The organism is Streptomyces sp. NPDC087440 (genome assembly GCF_044744005.1).
GTDB lineage: Bacteria > Actinomycetota > Actinomycetes > Streptomycetales > Streptomycetaceae > Streptomyces.
In genome coordinates this window covers 906668-925319 of the sequence record NZ_JBIUXN010000001.1, presented here as the reverse complement: position 1 = coordinate 925319, position 18652 = coordinate 906668, and the positions used below count along the sequence as shown (strand labels likewise).

General features: G+C 71.4%; 14 protein-coding genes and 1 pseudogene. 2 read left to right on the top strand and 13 right to left on the bottom strand.

Annotation, left to right across the window (positions count from 1 at the left end):
* Window positions 1-38: 38 nt before the first annotated feature.
* Window positions 39-407, top strand: coding sequence for a DUF488 domain-containing protein (locus ACIO3O_RS04205; protein WP_401741623.1), 369 nt, complete (start codon window positions 39-41; stop codon window positions 405-407).
* Window positions 408-415: 8 nt separating this feature from the next.
* On the opposite strand, the gene ACIO3O_RS04200 is transcribed toward ACIO3O_RS04205, so the two are convergent.
* Entirely contained in the window at window positions 416-1384 is a 969-nt protein-coding gene (locus ACIO3O_RS04200; RefSeq protein ID WP_401741621.1) for an NAD(P)/FAD-dependent oxidoreductase, read from the bottom strand.
* Window positions 1385-1534: 150 nt separating this feature from the next.
* On the opposite strand from ACIO3O_RS04200, the gene ACIO3O_RS04195 reads away from it, so the two are divergent.
* Entirely contained in the window at window positions 1535-3079 is a 1545-nt protein-coding gene (locus ACIO3O_RS04195) for a protein kinase (protein WP_401741619.1), read from the top strand.
* Between the two features lie 21 nt (window positions 3080-3100).
* Here the strand turns inward: ACIO3O_RS04195 and ACIO3O_RS04190 are convergent, their stop codons facing one another.
* The 12 genes and pseudogenes from ACIO3O_RS04190 to cas3 all read right to left on the bottom strand — a co-directional run bounded on the left by ACIO3O_RS04190 (window position 3101) and on the right by cas3 (window position 18133).
* On the bottom strand, window positions 3101-4705 hold the full coding sequence (locus ACIO3O_RS04190; RefSeq protein ID WP_401741617.1) for a hypothetical protein: 1605 nt from the start codon (window positions 4703-4705) through the stop codon (window positions 3101-3103).
* Between the two features lie 184 nt (window positions 4706-4889).
* Window positions 4890-5585, bottom strand: coding sequence for a response regulator (locus ACIO3O_RS04185; RefSeq protein ID WP_401741615.1), 696 nt, complete (start codon window positions 5583-5585; stop codon window positions 4890-4892).
* Window positions 5585-7486: an APC family permease gene (locus ACIO3O_RS04180; protein WP_401741614.1), complete on the bottom strand. Its 1902-nt coding sequence runs from the start codon at window positions 7484-7486 to the stop codon at window positions 5585-5587. Before ACIO3O_RS04180 ends, ACIO3O_RS04185 begins: the two co-directional genes overlap by 1 nt.
* Window positions 7487-7583: 97 nt before the next feature.
* Window positions 7584-8102 carry an ATP-binding protein gene (locus ACIO3O_RS04175; protein WP_401741612.1) on the bottom strand — a complete coding sequence of 173 codons (519 nt, stop codon included), beginning with the start codon at window positions 8100-8102 and terminating at the stop codon, window positions 7584-7586.
* A gap of 625 nt (window positions 8103-8727) precedes the next feature.
* Window positions 8728-9081, bottom strand: coding sequence for a type I-E CRISPR-associated endoribonuclease Cas2e (gene cas2e / locus ACIO3O_RS04170; protein ID WP_401741610.1), 354 nt, complete (start codon window positions 9079-9081; stop codon window positions 8728-8730).
* The gene (gene cas1e / locus ACIO3O_RS04165; RefSeq protein ID WP_401741608.1) at window positions 9078-10052 is read right to left on the bottom strand and encodes a type I-E CRISPR-associated endonuclease Cas1e; all 975 of its coding nucleotides are present in this window, start codon (window positions 10050-10052) and stop codon (window positions 9078-9080) included. Before cas1e ends, cas2e begins: the two co-directional genes overlap by 4 nt.
* Window positions 10053-10056: 4 nt before the next feature.
* Window positions 10057-10845, bottom strand: a complete 789-nt coding sequence (gene cas6e, locus ACIO3O_RS04160; protein ID WP_401741606.1) for a type I-E CRISPR-associated protein Cas6/Cse3/CasE — start codon at window positions 10843-10845, stop codon at window positions 10057-10059.
* The gene (cas5e, locus tag ACIO3O_RS04155) at window positions 10845-11651 is read right to left on the bottom strand and encodes a type I-E CRISPR-associated protein Cas5/CasD (protein WP_401741603.1); all 807 of its coding nucleotides are present in this window, start codon (window positions 11649-11651) and stop codon (window positions 10845-10847) included. The genes cas6e and cas5e overlap by 1 nt, the downstream gene beginning before the upstream one ends.
* On the bottom strand, window positions 11648-12853 hold the full coding sequence (gene cas7e, locus ACIO3O_RS04150; RefSeq protein WP_401741600.1) for a type I-E CRISPR-associated protein Cas7/Cse4/CasC: 1206 nt from the start codon (window positions 12851-12853) through the stop codon (window positions 11648-11650). Before cas7e ends, cas5e begins: the two co-directional genes overlap by 4 nt.
* Window positions 12850-13554, bottom strand: a complete 705-nt coding sequence (casB, locus tag ACIO3O_RS04145; RefSeq protein ID WP_401741891.1) for a type I-E CRISPR-associated protein Cse2/CasB — start codon at window positions 13552-13554, stop codon at window positions 12850-12852. Before casB ends, cas7e begins: the two co-directional genes overlap by 4 nt.
* Window positions 13543-15243 (bottom strand): annotated as a pseudogene (gene casA / locus ACIO3O_RS04140) (type I-E CRISPR-associated protein Cse1/CasA); the annotation flags it as partial. The pseudogene casA and the gene casB, both read right to left, overlap by 12 nt.
* On the bottom strand, window positions 15227-18133 hold the full coding sequence (gene cas3 / locus ACIO3O_RS04135; RefSeq protein WP_401741597.1) for a CRISPR-associated helicase Cas3': 2907 nt from the start codon (window positions 18131-18133) through the stop codon (window positions 15227-15229). The gene cas3 and the pseudogene casA, both read right to left, overlap by 17 nt.
* Between the last annotated feature and the right edge of the window lie 519 nt (window positions 18134-18652).

Genomic DNA, 18652 nt, shown 5'->3' with positions numbered 1-18652 from the left:
CCTAGGGTGGAGGGCCCCGACCCAGGAGGTGCCGGACGATGCCAGCGCGTCCCGACCGCCGTGTGCGCCGCGTCTACGACCCGCCGGAGCCGGACGACGGCGTACGCGTCCTCGTCGACCGGCTGTGGCCGCGCGGGCTGTCCAAGGAGCGCGCGGCGGTGGACGAGTGGCCGAAGGACCTGACGCCCTCCAAGGAGCTGCGCACCGCCTATCACGCGGGGCGGTGCGACTTCGCGCAATTTCGGTCCCGCTACCGGGCGGAACTCTGCGAACCGGCTGCGGCGCAGGCGCTCGACCGGCTTCGCGAGACCGCCGCTTCGGGGACGGTCACCCTGGTCACCGCCGTGCAGGACCCGGAGCACAGCCATGTGACGGTACTCGTCGAGGCCCTGGACGAGCGGCGGTAGGGGCGGCGTCAGACGGGCTGAAGGAGTCGGCGTGCCGTCAGGTCGGCGTGCAGCAGAGCCGCGTTGACCGCGACCCCGGCCCGGTAGCCCGCACTGGCCGCGTTGACCACCTGCTCCGCGGCTCCGGTGGCGTTGCCGACCGCCCAGACGCCGGGGACGCTGGTCAGACCGGTCGGGTCGACCTCGGGGAACGTCCCGGCGGGCGTCTCCTGCGTACGTACGCCCAAGGCGGTCAGCACACCGTCCCGGGGCACCATCCGCGGCGGCACGACGAACGCCGACGCCTCCCGCACCTCGCCGCCCACCAGCCGCACGCCGGTGAGCCGGTCGCCCTCGACCACCAGCCCGGCCAGCTTCCCCGCCACCGCGCGGACACCGGCAGCGGCGAGCAACTCCCCCTGCTCGTCGGTGAGTTCGCCACCGTCCAGGAACAGCGTCACCTCGCTCGACAACTGGCTGAACAGCAACGCCTGGTGTACGCCCACGTCCTCGCGGAACATCACCCCGATCCGCTGGTCCCGCACCTCCCAGCCGTGGCAGTAGGGGCAGTGCAGTACGTCGCGGCCCCAGCGCCCGGCCACCCCGGGCAGGTCCGGCAGCACGTCCACCAGCCCGGTGGCGACGACGACCCGGCGGGCGTGCACGCGGCCGCCGGACGCCAGGACCACGTCGAACTCGCCCGCGCCGTCCGGCACGACCTCCGTCACCGTGTCCCGCAGCACCACTCCCCCGTACCCGGCGACCTCCTCGCGCACCACGGCCAGGAACTCGCCGGGCGGCATGCCGTCGCGCGACGGGTAGCCCTGCATGTGCGCGGCGGGCGCGTTGCGCGGTTCGCCCGCGTCGACGACGAGCACCGAGCGCCGGACGCGGCCGAGGACCAGCGCGGCGGACAGGCCGCCCGCGCCGCCTCCGACGACCACGACGTCGTAGGCGGCGGCGATGCCGTTCGCTGCGTTCGCACCACTTCTGGCCATGACGACCACCTCGCTTCTCTTTGTCTTCCTGGCTTGCCTCGAAGGTGCACCCGTACTGCGCCGGGGGCAAACATGCTTGCCGTTTCGGCAAGACGCTTCCCGGCCGCCCGTACCTCCGCGAGGGGATGCGGGCCCGCCTAGGATGCGTCCGTGACCGCTGACGAAACGCAACTCCTCGCTGGCCGCTACCAGTTGACCCACCTCCTGGGCCAGGGCGGCATGGGAGCCGTCTGGCGGGCCCATGACACGCAGCTGGCCCGGGACGTGGCCGTCAAGGAGCTGCGGCTGCCCGGGCACCTCGGGGAGGCCGAGCGGGCGAACTGGATCGCGCGCCTGGACCGCGAGGCCCGCGCGGCGGCGGGGCTGAAGCACCCGGGGATCATCACCGTGCACGACCGGGTGGCCGGGGCGGACGGACTGCCCTGGATCGTCATGGAGTTGGTGACCGGCGGGTCGCTGGCCGACCTCGTCGAGGCGCGCGGCCCGCTGCCGCCCGAAGAAGTCGCGGAGATCGGGCAGCAGGTGGCCGCCGCGCTCGACGCCGCGCACCGCAGGGGGATCACGCACCGGGACATCAAGCCCGCGAACATCCTCCTCGAAGAGGGACGGGCGGTGCTGACCGACTTCGGGATCGCGGCGGTGGAGGGGGACGCCACCCTCACGGCCACCGGCATGATCATGGGGACGCCCGCGTTCATGGCCCCCGAGCAGGTCCTGGGCCTGCCCGCGACGGCGGAGTCCGACCTGTGGTCGCTGGGGGCGACGCTCTACGCGGCCGTGGAGGGCCGCGCGCCGTTCGCGGGCACGACTCCGAGCGCGGTACTGGTCGCGGTGGCGACGGAGGAGCCCGCACCCGCCGGGCGGGCCGGGCCGCTGGCTCCGGCGCTGGCGGGGCTGCTGCACAAGGATCCGGCACAACGGCTGACGCTGGACGGGCTGCGGGCGCGGCTGGCGCAGCCGGTCACCGTACAGGCGCAGGTGCAGGCGCAGCCACAGGTGCAGGCACAGGTGCGGCCGCAGATGCAGGCACAGGCGCAGGCGCCGCTGGGTGTCCCGCAGCACGCCCCGTCGCCGGTGCCGCAGCCCGCCCCGTCGCCGGTCCCGCAGAACGGGGCGTCCTCAGCGCCCCAGCAGGCCCCGCGTCACACGCCCCAGCCCCGCACCGTCACCGCCATGACCCCGCCCCCTCCGGCCTCCCCGGCCGCCCGCCCCCGCTGGTCCACCCGCCGGAAGGTACTCGGCGCGGTGGCCGTCCTGGCGGTGGTGGCCGCCTCGGTGACCGGTTACCTGGTCCTGAACTCCGACGCCCTGAGCTCCGCCTACCAGGGCAACCTGCGCACCGCCGCGAGCGCCGGTTCCCCCGACGGCTTCCTCCGGGAGTCCGAGACCCGGGTCTCCGACGACCGGGCCCGCATCACGCACACGGCCCCCTGCGGCAGCTACGCGGAGTGCGGCACCCGCGCGGACGTCGCCCAGCGCTGGCTCGCCGCGCTCCCCGGCGTGGCGGCGACCGGCGTCACTCTCGGCAGCGCCTGCCTGACCAGCGCGGAAGGCTGCGCGTTCCGGATGGTCCCGGCCCCCCGGCAGAACCAGCGGGGCGTACGGAGCGCCTCCCTCCGCCTGGAGGTGACGGCCGGAACCGCCCGGCACCCCCTCTCGGGCCGCTACCGCCTCGACGTCACCTTCGGGGAGTAGGCCCCCACACACCCCCACCGGTCACGGATTGCTGAACTCCCGCAGACGCGGGCGCAGTCCCCGTACGACCAGACCCGCCGCCACCACGAGCGCGCCGCCCGCGAGCGGGAGGGGGCCGGTGAGGAGGGAGCGGCCCTCGGCGGTGGCCTGTTCGTAGTGCAGGTGGTTGATGTCGACGGTCCGGCCGAGAGCGGTCATCCAGGCGCCGAAGTGGGCGTTGGACTGGCCCGGTTGCCAGCCGATGCCGAAGGCGACGGCCGCCCGCTCCTGGCCCCGGGCGACCAGGGCGCGCAGGGTGCGGTCGTCGCGCTGGTAGACGGCGTACGCCCGCACCGTGGCTTCGGCGGCCTTCCGTTCGCCGGGGAAGGTGATGTTGTCCAGTTCGCGCCGGAACTCGCCGCCGAAGCGCAGGTCGGTGTGGTCGGCGCGATAGGCGGACCAGGTGCGGTCGAGGTCCCTGTTGTACGTGTCGAAGGTCGTGCCCCGGATCTCGTACAGCTGCTGCGAGGTGGCGAAGTAGGACTCCTGGTACGCGTCCCTGTCGTCGGCGAACAACAAGTACCGGCTCTCGTCGGCGTTGAGGTCGTAGGCGCTCGCGCGTGCCCGGGAGAGCGCGACGACGGAGTCGAAGGCGTCGGAGCGGGCGATCCGCAGGTGCTCGGACGAGGAGAGCAGGACCTGCCCGCCGAGGCCCAGCGCGAGCAGGGTGCAGGCGGTGGCGGCGAGCAGCGGCGGGTTGAGGATCCGCCGGAAGCGGCGCGCGACGTACCACTGGAGGACGCCGAGGAGGGCCAGGAGCGCCAGGCCCAGGAGGAGCGCGACGGCGCACTCCGCCGTGATCCGGTCGCGGGCGGCGTCGACCTCGGCCGCGTAGACCGCGTTGTTGGTGTCGGTCAACTCCCTTGATTCGGGGAGGAGTTTGCTCTTGAGGAGCTGGAGGGCGGTGCGGTAGTCGTCGCGGGCGGCCGGTTTGCCGCCGGTGCGGCCGTCGTTCTCCAGGGCGCGGCCGATCAGCTCCTGGTAGCGGGCGAAGTTCTCGGTGAGGTCTTCGACGACGCGTTCGGCGCGCGGGTCTCCGTCGGCGGCGACGGCGAGTGTGCGCAGTTCGCGGCTGACGGTGCGGCGCGCGGTGACGTACAGCTCGGTGGCCTTCTTGTACGAGGTCTCCAGTCGGCCGGTCCCCGCGTCGCCGCTGGCGAGGAGGGTGTTGGCGGCCTGCGCGTCCATGTCGCCCAGGGCGAGGTTCAGCCCGGCGGCGCTGGTCGTGCGGGGAACGTGGCGGGTCTCGATCGCGTCGAGCGCGTCGGAGAGGGCGAGGCCCGCGGTGGCGAGGAGGACCAGCAGGGCCCCGGCGAGGGCGAGGCCGGCGGTACGCAGGAGGCGCAGGCGGGCCGGAAGGCTCGCCCAGCGGCTGCGCAGGTTCGCTGCGAGGTGCCGTACGGGGAGCGGGCCGCCGGGTCGTGGCCCGCCGGGCGACTTCGGACCGGGCGGGCCCACGGGACGTACGCCTGCTGCGTGAGGTGCGCCCGCCTCCCCCTGGCGAACCGCTCCCGGTGCCTGGGCCTGGGCCTCTGCCCACACCCGCTGTTGCTCCCGCTCCTGCTTCTGCTCGGCAGTGATGGACACACGCCCTCCCCCCTGCGCGGCGGACGCTCCGTCCGCTCCCCCTGGCGATCGAGTCTGCGCCGGTACGGAGGCCGGAGCGGCGGCCGTTGACGGCGCCCTGACGTGGGCGCATCGGTCCCTGACGGGGGCTTGACGGAGCGAGACAGCGACACCGGAGTCCGGAGCCCCCCGCTCGCCTCACGCCTCACGCCTCGAAGCGGTACCCCATGCCGGGCTCGGTGATCAGGTGGCGCGGGTGCGCGGGGTCGGGTTCCAGCTTGCGCCGGAGCTGGGCCATGTAGACGCGGAGGTAGTTGGAGTTCTTGCTGTGACCGGGGCCCCAGACGTCGCCGAGGAGACGGCGCTGGGAGACGAGCCGACCGGGATTGCAGATCAGGATCTCCAGCAGCTGCCACTCGGTGGGAGTGAGCCGTACGTCCCGGCCCGCCCTGCGCACCCGCTTCGCCAGGAGGTCGACGGTGAACTCCCCGGTTTCCACGACCGCCGGCTCCTGGCGACAACCAAACGTCCCGGACGTAGGACCGGTCCGCCGCAGGGCCGCCCGCAGCCTGGCGATGAGCTCGTCCATGCTGAACGGCTTGGTGAGGTAGTCGTCGGCACCGGCCTCTAACGCCGCTATCTTCTCCGGCGAGCCACGGCGCGCGGAGATCACCAGCACGGGCGCCCCGGTCCAGGTGCGCAGCCCCTTGAGGACGTCCAGCCCGTCCATGTCGGGCAGCCCGAGGTCCAGCAGGACGGCGTCCGGCCGGTGCTCGGCGGCGAGCCGGAGCGCGCTGGTGCCGTCGGGGGCCGCGTCGACCCCGTACTGCCGTGCCTGGAGGTTGATCACGAGGGCGCGGACGAGCTGCGGATCGTCCTCCACCACCAGCACCCGACTCATCAGCGCAGCCGGAAGCGCAGGCGGCAGATGACCGCGTCGGTGTCCCGGCGGACGGCGTGGGCGACGACCGCGCCGCGCTGGTTCTGCAGGAGCCGCTGCCAGAGGTGGGCGGGCTCGACCTCCGGGATGAGGACGGTGATGCGGGTGCCCGGTTCCTCCCGTGCGACCTTGTTCGCGTACGAGGCGACGGGGCGGCCGATCGTACGGCGCTCGGAGGTGATCCTGACCAGCGGGACGCCGGGGTTCCACAGCGCCCAGTCCCGCTCCAGCGCCTCGCTCTGGGCGCGGTCCTCGGGGCCGGTGTGGCTGACGGTGACGGCCTGGACCTCGTCGCCGAGGGACACGGCGGCGCTCAGCGCCTCACCGGTCAGCCGGGACAGCGACGAAACCGGTACGAGCACCAACGACCGCGCCCGGCAAGGAGCTTGGGGAATGCGTCCGACCTCAAGCCGCGCTCCGATGCGCCCGTACGCCCGGTGCACCTGGTCGAAGAGCACCATCAGCAGCGGCAGCGCGACGACGATCAGCCAGGCGCCGTCGTGGAACTTCGTCGCGGTGACGACGACCGCGCTCACCCCGGTGAGCAACGCTCCGAGACCGTTGAGGACCGCCTTGCCCGCCCAGCGCGGCCCCCGCACCGTACGCCAGTGCAGGACCATGCCGACCTGGGCGACGGTGAAGCCGATGAACACCCCGATCGCGAAGAGCGGCACGAGGGTGTTGGTGTCGCCGCCGGAGAAGACGAGGAGGGCGGCGGAGACGGCGGCCAGGGTGAGGACGCCGTGCCGGTGGACCTGACGATCGGCCTTGAGGCCGAAGACGTGCGGGAGGTGGTTGTCGCGGGCCAGGATGCCCAGGAGTACGGGAAGGCCGCCGAAGGAGGTGTTGGCGGAGAGCGCGAGCAGGATCATCGTCGCGAACTGCACCAGGTAGAAGGCCCAGTTGTGGCCGAGGGAGGCGTCCGCGAGCTGGGCGAGGACGGTGACGCCCTCGACCGGCTGGAGCCCGAAGCGGGAGATGAGGACGGACAGCCCGATCAGCATCACGCCGAGCAGCGCCCCGAGGGCGACCTCGGCCCGCTGGGCGCGGCGGGCGGCCGGGGCGCGGAAGGAGGGGACGGCGTTGGCGATGGCCTCGACGCCGGTGAGGGCGGAGCAGCCGGACGCGAAGGCCTTCAGGAGCAGCAGCGCGCCGACGGTGGTGGCGTTGTCGCCGAGCACGGAGGCGTGTCCCGCGGCCGCCTCGACGGACGCCGGAGCGTCCCGGAACAGCCCCACGACGACCATGGTGAGAATGGCGGCGACGAAGACGGCCGTCGGCACGATGAAGGCCCTGGCGGAGTCGACGATTCCGCGCAGGTTCACGGCCGTGACGAGGACGAGGACGGCGAGGCAGAGCGCCACCCGCTGCTCGTACAGCGCGGGGAACGCGGAGGTGAGCGCGGCGACCCCCGCGGTCACCGCGACCGCCACGTTCAGCACGTAGTCCAGAACCAGCGAACCGGCGGCGAGCAGACTCGTCCGCACTCCCAGGTACGTCCTGGCCACCGCGTAACTCCCGCCGCCGTCCGGGAACGCGGCGATCACCTGCCGGTACGAAGCCACCAGCACCGCCAGCAGCGCGGCGATGCCGAGCGTGACGGGAAGCGTGAACCCGAGCCCATGGGCCCCGGCCGCCGCGAGCACCAGAACGATGGCCTCGGGCCCGTACGCGACCGAGGCCATCGCGTCGAGGGAGAGTGCGGCGAGACCGGTGAGGGTGGTCAGCTGGTGCCGGGCCTCGGGATCACCGGCGGCCTTGGCACGCTTGCCGCGTGGGGGAGGTTCCTCGACACCTGCGGGGGACGGCCCTTCGACGGAGGCGGCGGAGGCGGCGAGGCCGGAACGGGAACGGGCGGACATGGACGTACTCCTTCGATGCAGGTCCGCCCAGCATCGGCACGCTCACCGCGCCCTTCTCGTCCTCCTGACGACCTCTTGCCGCGCCGCTCCCCCGTTTTCACGGCTCCTTGACGCTCGGACCCTCCGGTTCCACCGGCTTCACCGACTCCAGGTGCAGGGCGGGGGCATCGACGAGGGCAAGCCGCACACGGGTCCGCTTCCCGAGGGGCTGCTGGTGGACCTCGTACCCCTCACAGAGGGCCATGACGATTTCGAGGCCGTGCTGCCCGATGCGGTCGGCGTCGGCGGCGCGTGGGAGAGGGAGCGCGGGGCTGCTGTCCCAGAGGGCGACCTGGAGGCCGACTCCGTCGGTGGAGAGTTCGAGGAACTGCGGGCCGGGGGCGTACTTGCAGGCGTTGGTGATCAGCTCGCTCACCACCAGCGGAAGCACTTCCCGCGCCCGCGCGGAGACCGGAATCCCATGCTCGTCCTGGGCCCGACGCAGAAAGGCGCGGGCCAGTGCACGGGCCTCGCCGATATCGGCGGGATCCCCCTCATACGCGGCACCGACACTGAAGCAGAGAGAATCGACGTCCGGGCCGTCGGGAACATCCGGACCTTCCGGGTCATCCGGCATCCGGACCCCCCTCTCGGCCAGATCAATCCGGCCCGCGTTCGCCTGCCCCACAAGCCGTCCTCAGAATCGATTCTCTCCCACTGCGCGCGACTACCCCCACTTGCCGCACCCATGCACGCCCGCCACGAGCAGCCGGCCATCACCTTCCCACAACGGCACGAACCGCCCCACGGCGCGCCACCGGGGTGCGGGCATCGCGGTGGCGCGCCGTGCAGGAGTAGACGTTCTCCGTGACGACACGGTCGAAGGTCGGGGTACGCACACCGGCCCGGTCGGCGGGCTCGGCAGGACGCGGTCCAGCCGAGGGCCCGAGCAGGATAAGCACACGGGCCGCAAGCGCTCGCCGACGCACGCGACCTCACCGAGCGCTCCGGCCGCGGGCCGCACGCGGTACCTGTCGTGGTTCACGAGACCGCAGTCCACCGGATCTCCTGCGCGCTTCCTCCAGCCTTCTGCTGGATCGGCACCAGTCAGGTGACGGTCGCGAACTCGTCCTCGGCGGCACCTGGGGCCCGTATCCCCGCGTGCGCGGGGAGCAGTCTTTCTGAGCTGGGGCTTTATGGTGCCCCGGGCTGATTTTGAACCACTTTCATCGATTCCGACATCAAGGACAATTACCCTTTCTCTACTTTCCGAAGCGGCGACGCTTCGAGGCCCTGCTCCACCCGGGCTTCCCTCCCGGTTCGACCACTGGCTGAGGGGCCTTCTCGTTTGGGCGGTGGATCAGGGTCAGGCCCTCGTGGTCGGTGGGGTGCCAGGCGTGGTCGTGGGTGAGGAAGGTGAAGCCCTGTTCGTTGTTGGTGGTGTGGGCGAGCAGGGCTCGGCCCTGGTGCGCGTACTGCTGGACTTCGTGCCACAGCGCTTCGCGGACGCGTGTGGAGGGGTTGCCGATGAAGACGCCCGCGGAGATTTCCAGCATCCAACGGGTGAGGAAACCGCGCAGGCCTTGTGGGCAGTTGGTCAGGACGATGACGGTCACCAGATGTCCGCCCCGTCGCCGTAGTTGCTGCCTGCGGCTACTTCCCAGCCTCCGTCGCTCTGGAGGGTGAGGGTGTCGGCGTCGGCGTCGAAGTTCCTGGTGTGGTGTGAGCGGGGTGGGGTGGTGTCTTCGGGGAGGAGGAGGGATTTGATGTCGTCGACGCAGCGGTCAAGGAGGGAGCACTCGTTGATGCGGTCGCGCAGGGCGCGCCGTGTGCGGGGGCCCACGTCTTCCTCGTCTTCCGCGGCGATGTCGAAGGCCAGGGGGATGCCGATCTCGGTCTTGTAGAGGTCGGCGATGTCCAGGACGAAGGAGAGTTCGTGGCCGGAGTGAACGAAGCCGAGGGCGGGGCTGCAGCCCAGGGACATCACTACGGCGTGCGCGATGCCGTACATGCACTGGGCGGCGGCGGTGATGGCCTGGTTGACCGGGTCGCCGCTGGTGAAGTCGCCGGGGGTGTATTTGCGGCCCCGCCACGGGACTCCGGTACGGGCGGACTGGGCGCGGTAGCAGTCCTTGACCCGTTGGCCTTCTCTTCCGAGGAGTTCGCGGCGGGTCAGCCCGGCCGGGTCTTCGCCGGGGAAGCGGAGCTTGTACATGGCGCGCGCGACCGCGACGCGGGAGCGGGCGTTGGCCCACTGGACGGCCTGCGCTTCGGCCAGGGCCGAGGAGCGGGTCAGGGCGCGGCCTGCCGCGTAGTAGCGAACGCCGTGTTCGCCGACCCAGATCACGGCGGCACCGGTTTCGCCGAGGACGCTCATCGCCTGGTGAGTGATGCGGGTCCCGGGGCCGAGGAGGAAAGTGCCGATGGTGGCGGAGGGGATGTGGGTGGTGCCGTTGGCGTCCTCTGCGGTGATGGCGTTGGCGTCCCGGTGGACGACGCATCTCTCCAGGTAGATGAAGGAGACGCGGTCGCCGGTGCGGGTGAGCTGGCGTGGGGTGAGTGCCGTGCGCCGGCCGACGGTCGTCATGGCGCTACCGGGCCGGTGCGGGCGCGAGCGGGGCGAGGGTCATCAGGCCGCAGCCGTATGCCTTGGCCTTGCCGAGGCCGTGGGTGAGGGTGTGGCGCAGGAGTTGGGAGTCGGTGACTTCGAGGCGGCCGTCGAAGGTGGCGGTGACCAGAGTGACGACGGTGCGCTTGCTGCCGCGTGAATCAGGGGACTTGGCGAAGGACAGGCCGCGCTGGTCGCGGACCGCCAGCTCGTACCGGTCGCCGTGATGCGGGTGGCCCCGGTGAGTGGTTGCGCTGGGCAACAGCCTTGCGGCATCGGGCTTTTCGAGGATGCGGAAGCCTGCTCGTTCCTGCTGCTTGAGCAGCCATCCCATCTGGTGGACCGGGTTGATGTGCGCGGTGCGCTTGGTCGGCGCCCCGTCCTTGTTGCGGACGGAGTGCACCGGGTTGGCGGTGAGCCGGAACGCCCAGGTGCTGCCTTTGTCGAGGCGGTCCAGGAGGGGGGTGTAGGGGCGGGTTTCCCAGCCCGGGGTGGCCGGGTCGGCCGCGAGTGCGGGCCACCCTGCCTGTTCCACGAGGTGGGTGAAGTCGGGTCGGTCGGGGCTGACGACGTACAGGAACACCTCGGCGCGGGCGTTGTGGTCCAGCCGCCACAGAACCCGTGGCCCCGAGCCTGCTGCGGGCTGTTCGGGAGTGGTCGGGAGCAGGGCGGGGAAGGCGCTCATGACGGCCGCGTGGAGCGACTGGGGCGAGGAGAGCAGGCGGCGGGCACCGGTCCGTGCGGTGTTGATACGGAAGCGGGTCAGGTGCATCAGGTGCTCTCCTCCAGAGCGGTGAACGGGTCGTGCGACGGCTCGGGAGCGACCGGAGACTGCCCGGCGGTGGGGTCGGGCAGCGCGGCGAACGGGTCGTGTGCCGGTACGGACCGGATCGGCGGCGTCGGCGGCTTCGGGGTGGCTGGGGAGCTGGGGATGTCCACGGTGGTGCTGGTGACGGTGCGCAGGGCGTGCTTGCGGTGCGCTGCGTCGAAGCTGACCGGCTGGTCGCGCAGGAGGTCGCCCGTGGTGTCCCCGGGCTCGGCTTCCAGCAGCAGTGGCAGCCGTACGGTGGGTCCGCGGAGGTGTTTGCGGTACCAGGCCGATGCCTGCCAGGGGGTGTGGGTGAGTGCCTGGTCCAGCCGGATGTCGTCGTGCAGGCCCAGGACGAACTGTCCGGTGGGCGGACAGGAGCGGCGGCCGAGGAAGGGCGGGTAGACGGGGCGGTACAGAGCCTCGCGCAGTGCGGCGAGCAGGAGGTGTTCGCCTTCGAGGGCGGCGACGAACACGGCGTCGGCGAGGTAGAACCGCTCGGACAGCGGCATGGATTTGCCGGTCACCTGATGGTGCGCGGTCTGGAAGTCCCGTACCCGGGTGCCGGGTTGGTCGATACGCACCCCGAAGCGCAACGCCGCCAGACGCGCCAGGGCGTCGTCGTCTCCGCGGGCGATGCCTTGGGCGGCGGCGAGCATGCCGATGACGCCACTCTTGGTCGGCGCCGCCTCGGTGGTACGGCGGACGAAGCGGGCCGCGGCCCCCCAGGACTGGAGGGGGCCGGCCAGCCTCAGCGTGAGGACGCTCATGACGACGAGGGCGCTCCGTCCAGGCGGTCGGCGACGGCCTGGCCGACGGAGGTGACGAGGTCACGCAGTTTGTCCTGCTTCTCGCCGAGCGGGGAGAGCGCGGTGGTGTGCGGGCCGACGCTCAGCACCCAGGTGCGGGTGGTGTCCTCGTCGCCGTATGCCTTCTCGATGTCCGGGACATACGCCGCCAGACGTTCGGCGGCCCCGCGTACGTGTCCGCCGGTGTCACCGCCGGTGACGGGTTCTTCGAAGGCCGCCGCGTAGCTCATCGGGCGGGTGGTGCGGAGCTTGACGACGACCGCGTCGGGGAGGGTGTGGTTGCCGAAGGTGTTGATCTTGCCGGTGGGCAGGGACTCGACGAAGCTCTGGACGAACGCCTCGACAGCACGACGCACCGGCGTACTGAGCGGTTCGTCCTCCTGCAGGCCCTGGCCCAAGTTGGCGGCGAGTTGGTGGACACCGACGGCCGCATACCGATAGAGAGTGGCGGAGTTGAACTCGACAGTGCCGATCATCCCGGCACCGGGCTCGGCGTCAGTGTTCATGTCGTCGACGGCGGTGTAATAGTCGGACTCGTTCTCCACGCGGTGGACGCTGATCGCATGGGCGACCTGGACCGCGGCGTCGACGTTGATGTCGGCGGAGTCGGCGACCATGCGGCCGAAGAGCGCGATGTCGACGGAGTGGAGGGTGTCGGCGATCTCCTTGGCGCGCGCCTTGTTCTTCTTGTCCTTGAGGTACGACGTGATGTCGTCCGCGCCGTCGACCGCGAGGTCCGCGAGACCGTCGAGCTGGTGGGCGCTGAGGAACATCAGGTACTTCGACCGCGGCACCGCCTCCTCGCCGGACTCCTCGTCCTTGGCGTTCCGCTTCGGCGCCTCGATCTTGGAGCCAGTGGCCCCCTCGATCACCGCCGCCGCCAGTTCAAGCGCTGCCGCGCCCTGGAGCGACGGCTCGCGCTCGGTGATCCGGGCGGCCAGGATCTCGGCGACCTTCTTGGTGCGTACGCCGAGCTCCTGGGGGTCGAGGAGGTGTTCGTCGCTGAAGTAGGTGCGAATGGCGCGCTTCCAGGCCTGGCTGGAGACACGGGCCCGGCGCACTCCCCCGTACACGGCCGACTTCGGTGCACCGGTGTCGTCGCGGTTCAGATTGCTGGGCGGCACGGTCTGCAGGGCGTGCACGTCGAGGAAGTAGCGGTTCACGAAGCGTCCTTGTCGGTCGTGGCGACGGCGTTGTCGCCGGAGCGGGGCTGTGCGTCGTGCTCGGTGGTCTCGTCGTTCTGCGATGCGCGGGCCGACTGGAAGGAGCGGCCCCACTCACGGCGTACGAGATCGCGCCCGCCGGGCTGCTGCCACAGGAAGAGCTGTCCGGCCAGGAGCCCGTAGTCGAGAGGCACTTCCGCCTCGCGCAGCAGCAATACGATCTCCCGCAGTCGCACCGCCAGGGATTCCGCATCGGGCGCGTTGCCCGCACGCACGAGCCGTTTGAGGATGGTTTCGTCGATCTCACCCGGCGCCATCAGGCTGCGGACTGCCGCGCCCAGTCCGGTGCGGCTTCCCCGGGCTCCGTCCGAGCGGTGCATCCCGGTGCCCCGGGATTGCTGGTGCAGGGCCCACAGCGTCAGCACGGTGTGCACCGCGTCTTCGGCCGCGGACAGTTCCGCTTCCCGCAGGGCGGGGCCACCGGCCGCGGCATTCCCGTACAGGTCACTGGTGTCGACCAGCCCCAGCAGGTCGGGGACCTGCGCGAACGTCTTGCCTGCGCCACGGCTCAGGCGGGCGCGGGCCCCCACACTGTGGGAGTCGTCGCGCAGGTAGCCGCTCTGCAGCGGGCGGATGAGACCTGCGGCGATCTCACCGACGCGCTTGCGGGCCGACGTGGCGAGGGCGGCCGGGACGGACATGGATGCTCCTTGGGCGTCGGTTCGGGTACGAGGTCCGCCGGAGCCCGGTGTGTGACGGAAGGGGCTGCTGAGGCCCTTGTCGAGGCGGAGGCCGAACCACTTGTCGGCGTGGGCGGAGTTGCGCCACTCCTCGCCCTTGGCGCCCGCCACGATGCGACCTTCCCAGGCAGCTTCACCGATGTCGGCGAGCAGTTGCTCGCCGAGCCGGGCGATGATCCTGTGCACGTCCTGCTGCCAGTTCCGGCGTTGCACGTCCAGGTCTTCGGCTTCGGCCAGGTGGGACAACCACGTGCGGTACGGAGCGTCCAGGGCCACGAAGCCGCGGTCGCGGGCGGTCGCACGAGGCCCTTCGGGATCGACCCCCACGGCCCGTGCCAGGTCAGTCGCAAGATCGCCGAGTGCCTTGACCGCCTCGTCGGCATCGTGGACCGCGTCGATGGCCTGCTGCCCGTGCTCACGGTCGCGGCGGTGCAGCAGGACCACCGCCATGGCGACGCGGTCGTCGACCACTTCGTCGATCACCGACTGTTGGGTTCCGTACGCGGCGCCGACGACGTGCGCCCGGATGAGGAAGCCGCGGGGCAGTTCCCCGTCGGTGACGAGCTGGGCGATCCACTCGAAGATCCCGGGCCGCAGGTACTTGGCCGCCTCGGACGTCTGGGTGGCTTCCGCCTTGCCGACGATGAGGGATTCGATGCCGCGCCAGGCGGACCGTGCGGGGTCGTGCTCGCGCGGCAGGTAGACGACGGCTTCCTTGCGCTTCTTCTCCTGCGCGGGACTGCGCCGCCAGGCCGTCATCGGCTCGTGGGTGTGCATGTTGTACGCGGGCAGCGGGTCGCCGTATCCCAGGACGACGCCGTGCACGCCTTCCGTGTCGTAGTGCAGCCGCACCCGCCGGGTCTGCCAGGTGTACAAGTCCCGTACGCCATGGGGCCGTCGATCGCCGTCGGCTCCGGGCCCGCACGGTGGGCGCCGCCACGCCGGGCGGTCGTCGTCGCTGAGGCGCAGCCCCTGGGTGTCGGCGGCCACCAGGTTCAGCAGCAGCGTCTCGCGCAGGGTGCGCCCTTCGACGTACACCCCGCCCAGGGCCCCGGCCCAGCCGACACCTTGCGGGTACACCTTGCCGCCCTTGACCCGCTTGTCGTCCACGGCTCCGGTTTTGATACCGGAGGTGTCGTAGGCGTGCGCGTGGACGAGCCAACGGGCGGCTTCCGCGAAGCCGAGCCGGTCCACGGTGGGCTGCCGGGAGCTGAAGAAGGGGTCGCCGTTGGGGACGTCGGCGACGATGCGGTTGAGCGAGAACACCTCGTCCTTCGCCGTACGCAGCCCTGCCACCTGAAAGAACGGTGTGTGCGGGTGCAGCAGGTCGAAGCGGTCACGGTGTGCGTCGAGGTAGTCGGGGACCTTCGCGAAGCAGTCGGGGTCCGCCCAGAGTTCGCCCCACTCCTCACTGTCCGCAGGGCCGTCGAGGACGTCGTGGCACACCGCCAGCAGCAGGCGCAGCAGCGCGAACTCCTGGGTGGGCAGGTCCCCGGTCAGCCTGCGCAGGTCCTCGGCCTGCACGAGCGCCTCACGCAGCGAGACTTCGTCCGGAGTGCCGTCGGAGCGTAATACCGGCAGCCACGGGCGGGCGGTCAGGTCGAACGACAGCCCCTCAACTCCCGCGCCGACCTCACTGGTTGTGGTCACTGTTCACCTCTAGCCCGTCGCTCTTGCCGTACCGGAGAGAAAAGCCTGCCAGGTGGGTCTGACAATCGGCGTCCAGCGCAAGAATCAGCTGGCCGGCGAGCCAGTGGCAGTCCTTGCCCTGCCAGGCGTGTACGTACAGTTCCTCCAGTTCGGCGATCGCACGGTCCATCACCTTCGGGTCGGAGAACTGGATGGGCAGTCGCAGCCCGCACATGGCCGCCGCTCGCGCCGCCCGCGGCGAAGGGGCGCGGTCCTGGGGCAGTTCGAGGCCGCCGTGCCCGTCCTCCAGCCACGGCAAGGTGGCCAGCGAACCGTCCGCCCGCCGCTGTACGACGACGACCTCCAGGCTTTCGGTGCTGTCGCGTACCTGGGCCCGGCCGGCCCGGGTGTCGTCCGCGTCCCCCGCCCCCGCCGCGACCCAGCCGACCAGGGAGCGGCCGGGCCGGCCCACCGGGCCGAGCCGGAACGTGTCCGCCTCCTCCGCCTGCCGCGCGCGGTGCCGATCGTGCTGCTCCCGCGCCAGGGCCATGGCCTCGGCCCATGCGGCGGGCTCCACCGCCGCTTCCCCGTACGCCCCCTGGACGAGCGGGCTGATGTCCTGCGGCAGCCGCACCGGCCGACTGCCCTCTCCCAGGTGGGGGAGGAGAACGGCGGCCGAGCGCAGCAGCGCGTACCGGCCGTACACCGCCACCGATCCCCTGACCGGCACGGGTACGGGGCCGCTCCAGTCCGCCCCGGTGACCAGACAGCGTGCGGTACGCAGTCGCCGGGGCCGGTCCGCCTGCTTCTCGCCGCGCTGGTGGCGGTGCAGGCGCCCCATCCGCTGGAGCAGCAGGTCGACCGGGCACAGGTCGGTGACCAGGAGGTCGAAGTCGACGTCGAGGGACTGTTCGGCGACCTGGCTGGCCACGACGATGTGCCGCTCGGGGCGCTCGGCCGTCCCCGGCGGCCCGAACCGGCTCAGCAGCCCGGCGTCCTTCGCCGCCCGGTCCACATCCACGAACCGGGAGTGCGCGACGGTCACGTACGCAGTGCAGAAACGCCTGCGGAGCACCTGGGCGGCCTCCAGCACCCGGCCGACGGTATTGCGTACGACCAGCACGCAGCCGCCCCCGTCGAGTTCCTCCTCCAACCGGTCAGCCAGTACGTCCAGGTCCTCCTCGACCTGTTCCAGCAGCACATCGCCACCGCGCCCCGAGGCACCGGGCCGCTCTACGACGGGCACCTGCCCCGGAGCCACAGCAGTCAGCAGCGGATACCCCTCGGCCCGCGCCACCTCGTCGAACTCCGCACTTCCGGGGGCAGCCCCGGCGTACGCCTCGGCCAACTCTCGCCGACGGGCGGCGGGCAACGTCGCGGACAACACCACGACCGGCACCCCGTACGCGCCCAGCCACGACAGCACCCGGTCCAGATACACACTCATGTACGTGTCGTAGGCGTGCGCCTCGTCAATGACGACGACCTTCCCGGCCACCGCAAGATGCCGCAGCACCAGGTGCCGGCTCTTCAGCCCCGCGAACAACAACTGATCGATCGTCCCCGCCACGAACGACGCCAGCATCGCCTTCTTCCGCCCATGCAGCCACGCATGCGCGATCAACTCCGCCGGAGCCAAACGCCCCTGGCCCGAGAGCCGCCCCTCCGACATCTCCGCATCAAGCTCCACCGCGGCGACCTGCTGCCGCCCCTCACGCACCAAGCCTGCGTACTCCTCGTTCAGCGCGGCCTTGGAATGCGCCAACAACACGGAGTACCGACTTCCCTCCTCCAAGGGCAACCGCTCCAGCCAGTCCAGCAGCCGGGGGAACATGGCATTGCCGGTCGCCATGGTGGGCAACGCGAAGAACACCCCGCCCGCTCCCGCCCGCGCGGCAAAGATCTCCGCCACGGCGAGCGCGGCCTCCGTCTTGCCCTCCCCCATCGGCGCCTCGATCACCATCAGCCCCGGCACGGGCATCGACCTCGCCCACCGCACTGCCGCGTCCTGCACCGGCCGCACCTTCGCTCCGGGCGGCAGCGCGAACCGCGCACCGAACAACTCCTGAGCAGTGCCGACGGGTTCCTCCGGCTGCCAGGGCCGCGTCAGATTCAACCCCTGCCAGGCCGCCGCAATCCGCCGACTGCCACTGCGGGAATTCTCCTTCAGGACGTACGGGAAGAGGCCGGGGTTGCTGGCAATCCAGTCGGCGAGAATCACCCCGGCGCTGAGCAGCACCTGCACCGGCTGAGAGAGCCTGACCGCCCGCCACCCGCCCAGCAGTTCACCGACCCCGAACTCCTCGGCACACGCATCGAGCAGTTCCCCCTGCACCCGCCGCCACGCCGCACCACTCGCTCCCCGGCCACGCAGCAAATACGGATGCGCGTCCAGATCCATGATCTGCAGATTCTCCGGCGGCACCCCGTGGTGCCCCCCGACCACCACCGCGAACTGCCCGCTCTGCCGCCCCGACCACCCGTGCCGCTCCTGAAGCCACTCCCCCAGCAGCATCTGCCCCGCCAACGCGTGCGGCGCCAGCCTCCGCTCCGGCCCGTACGCACGCTGCGTACGCATCTCCAGCCCCTGCGCCCGCATCCCGTCCGCCAGCGAATCCACCTGACACGCAAAGGCAGGCGTCGCCTTCCCGATGTCATGCACCCCCGCCAGCCAGACCAGCAGCAGCCGCGCCTCCGACTCCCCGCCCGGCAGCGCCCCGGCAATCAGGGCCCGCACATTCGCCGGCAACCACTCGTCCCACAAGAGACCCGCGACAGCCGCGCTGTCCTCCATGTGCCGCCACAACGGCAGCCACCCACAACTGTCATGATCATGCTTCGCCCACACGACCCGCGCCGCCTCGGACAGACACGCCCCAAGCCCCGAACGAAGCCCCTCTCCAACGCTCATGACCCGATCAGTACCGGCAAACCCCACCCCACGTCCCCCACAAGCCAAAACCCGCCCACGCCACCGCCCCTCCTGGTACAACGCAACACCGACGACGCCTCGCGGCATACGATGACGCGACCGTTTCCCGCCGTTCACCAGCCCCCAAGCGCCAATCTGAGACCTATGCGCAACTTGTCCGATTCAACGAACGTGGTCAAAAACCACCTCCTCCCGCTGTAAAGCAGCAGCCCAGGAAGCCTGCTCCCCACGCACGCGGGGATGTTCCCCCCGCCCTGCAACTGCTGGCGTCGTTGGTCACCTGCTCCCCGCGCACGCGGGGATGTTCCCAGCCCTGCCGACCTGTGGATGCAGATCGCCAACTGCTCCCCGTGCACGCGGGGATGTCCCCGCTTGGCCCCCGAGCAGAACCCCCAGGATGACCGCACGGATGTGCGCATAAGCCAGAGCGGAGTTCAGGCCAGGTAGGTACCGACCAAGACTCCGCGCAAGCTACTGCCCGGGTCGGCGGCTGCAGAC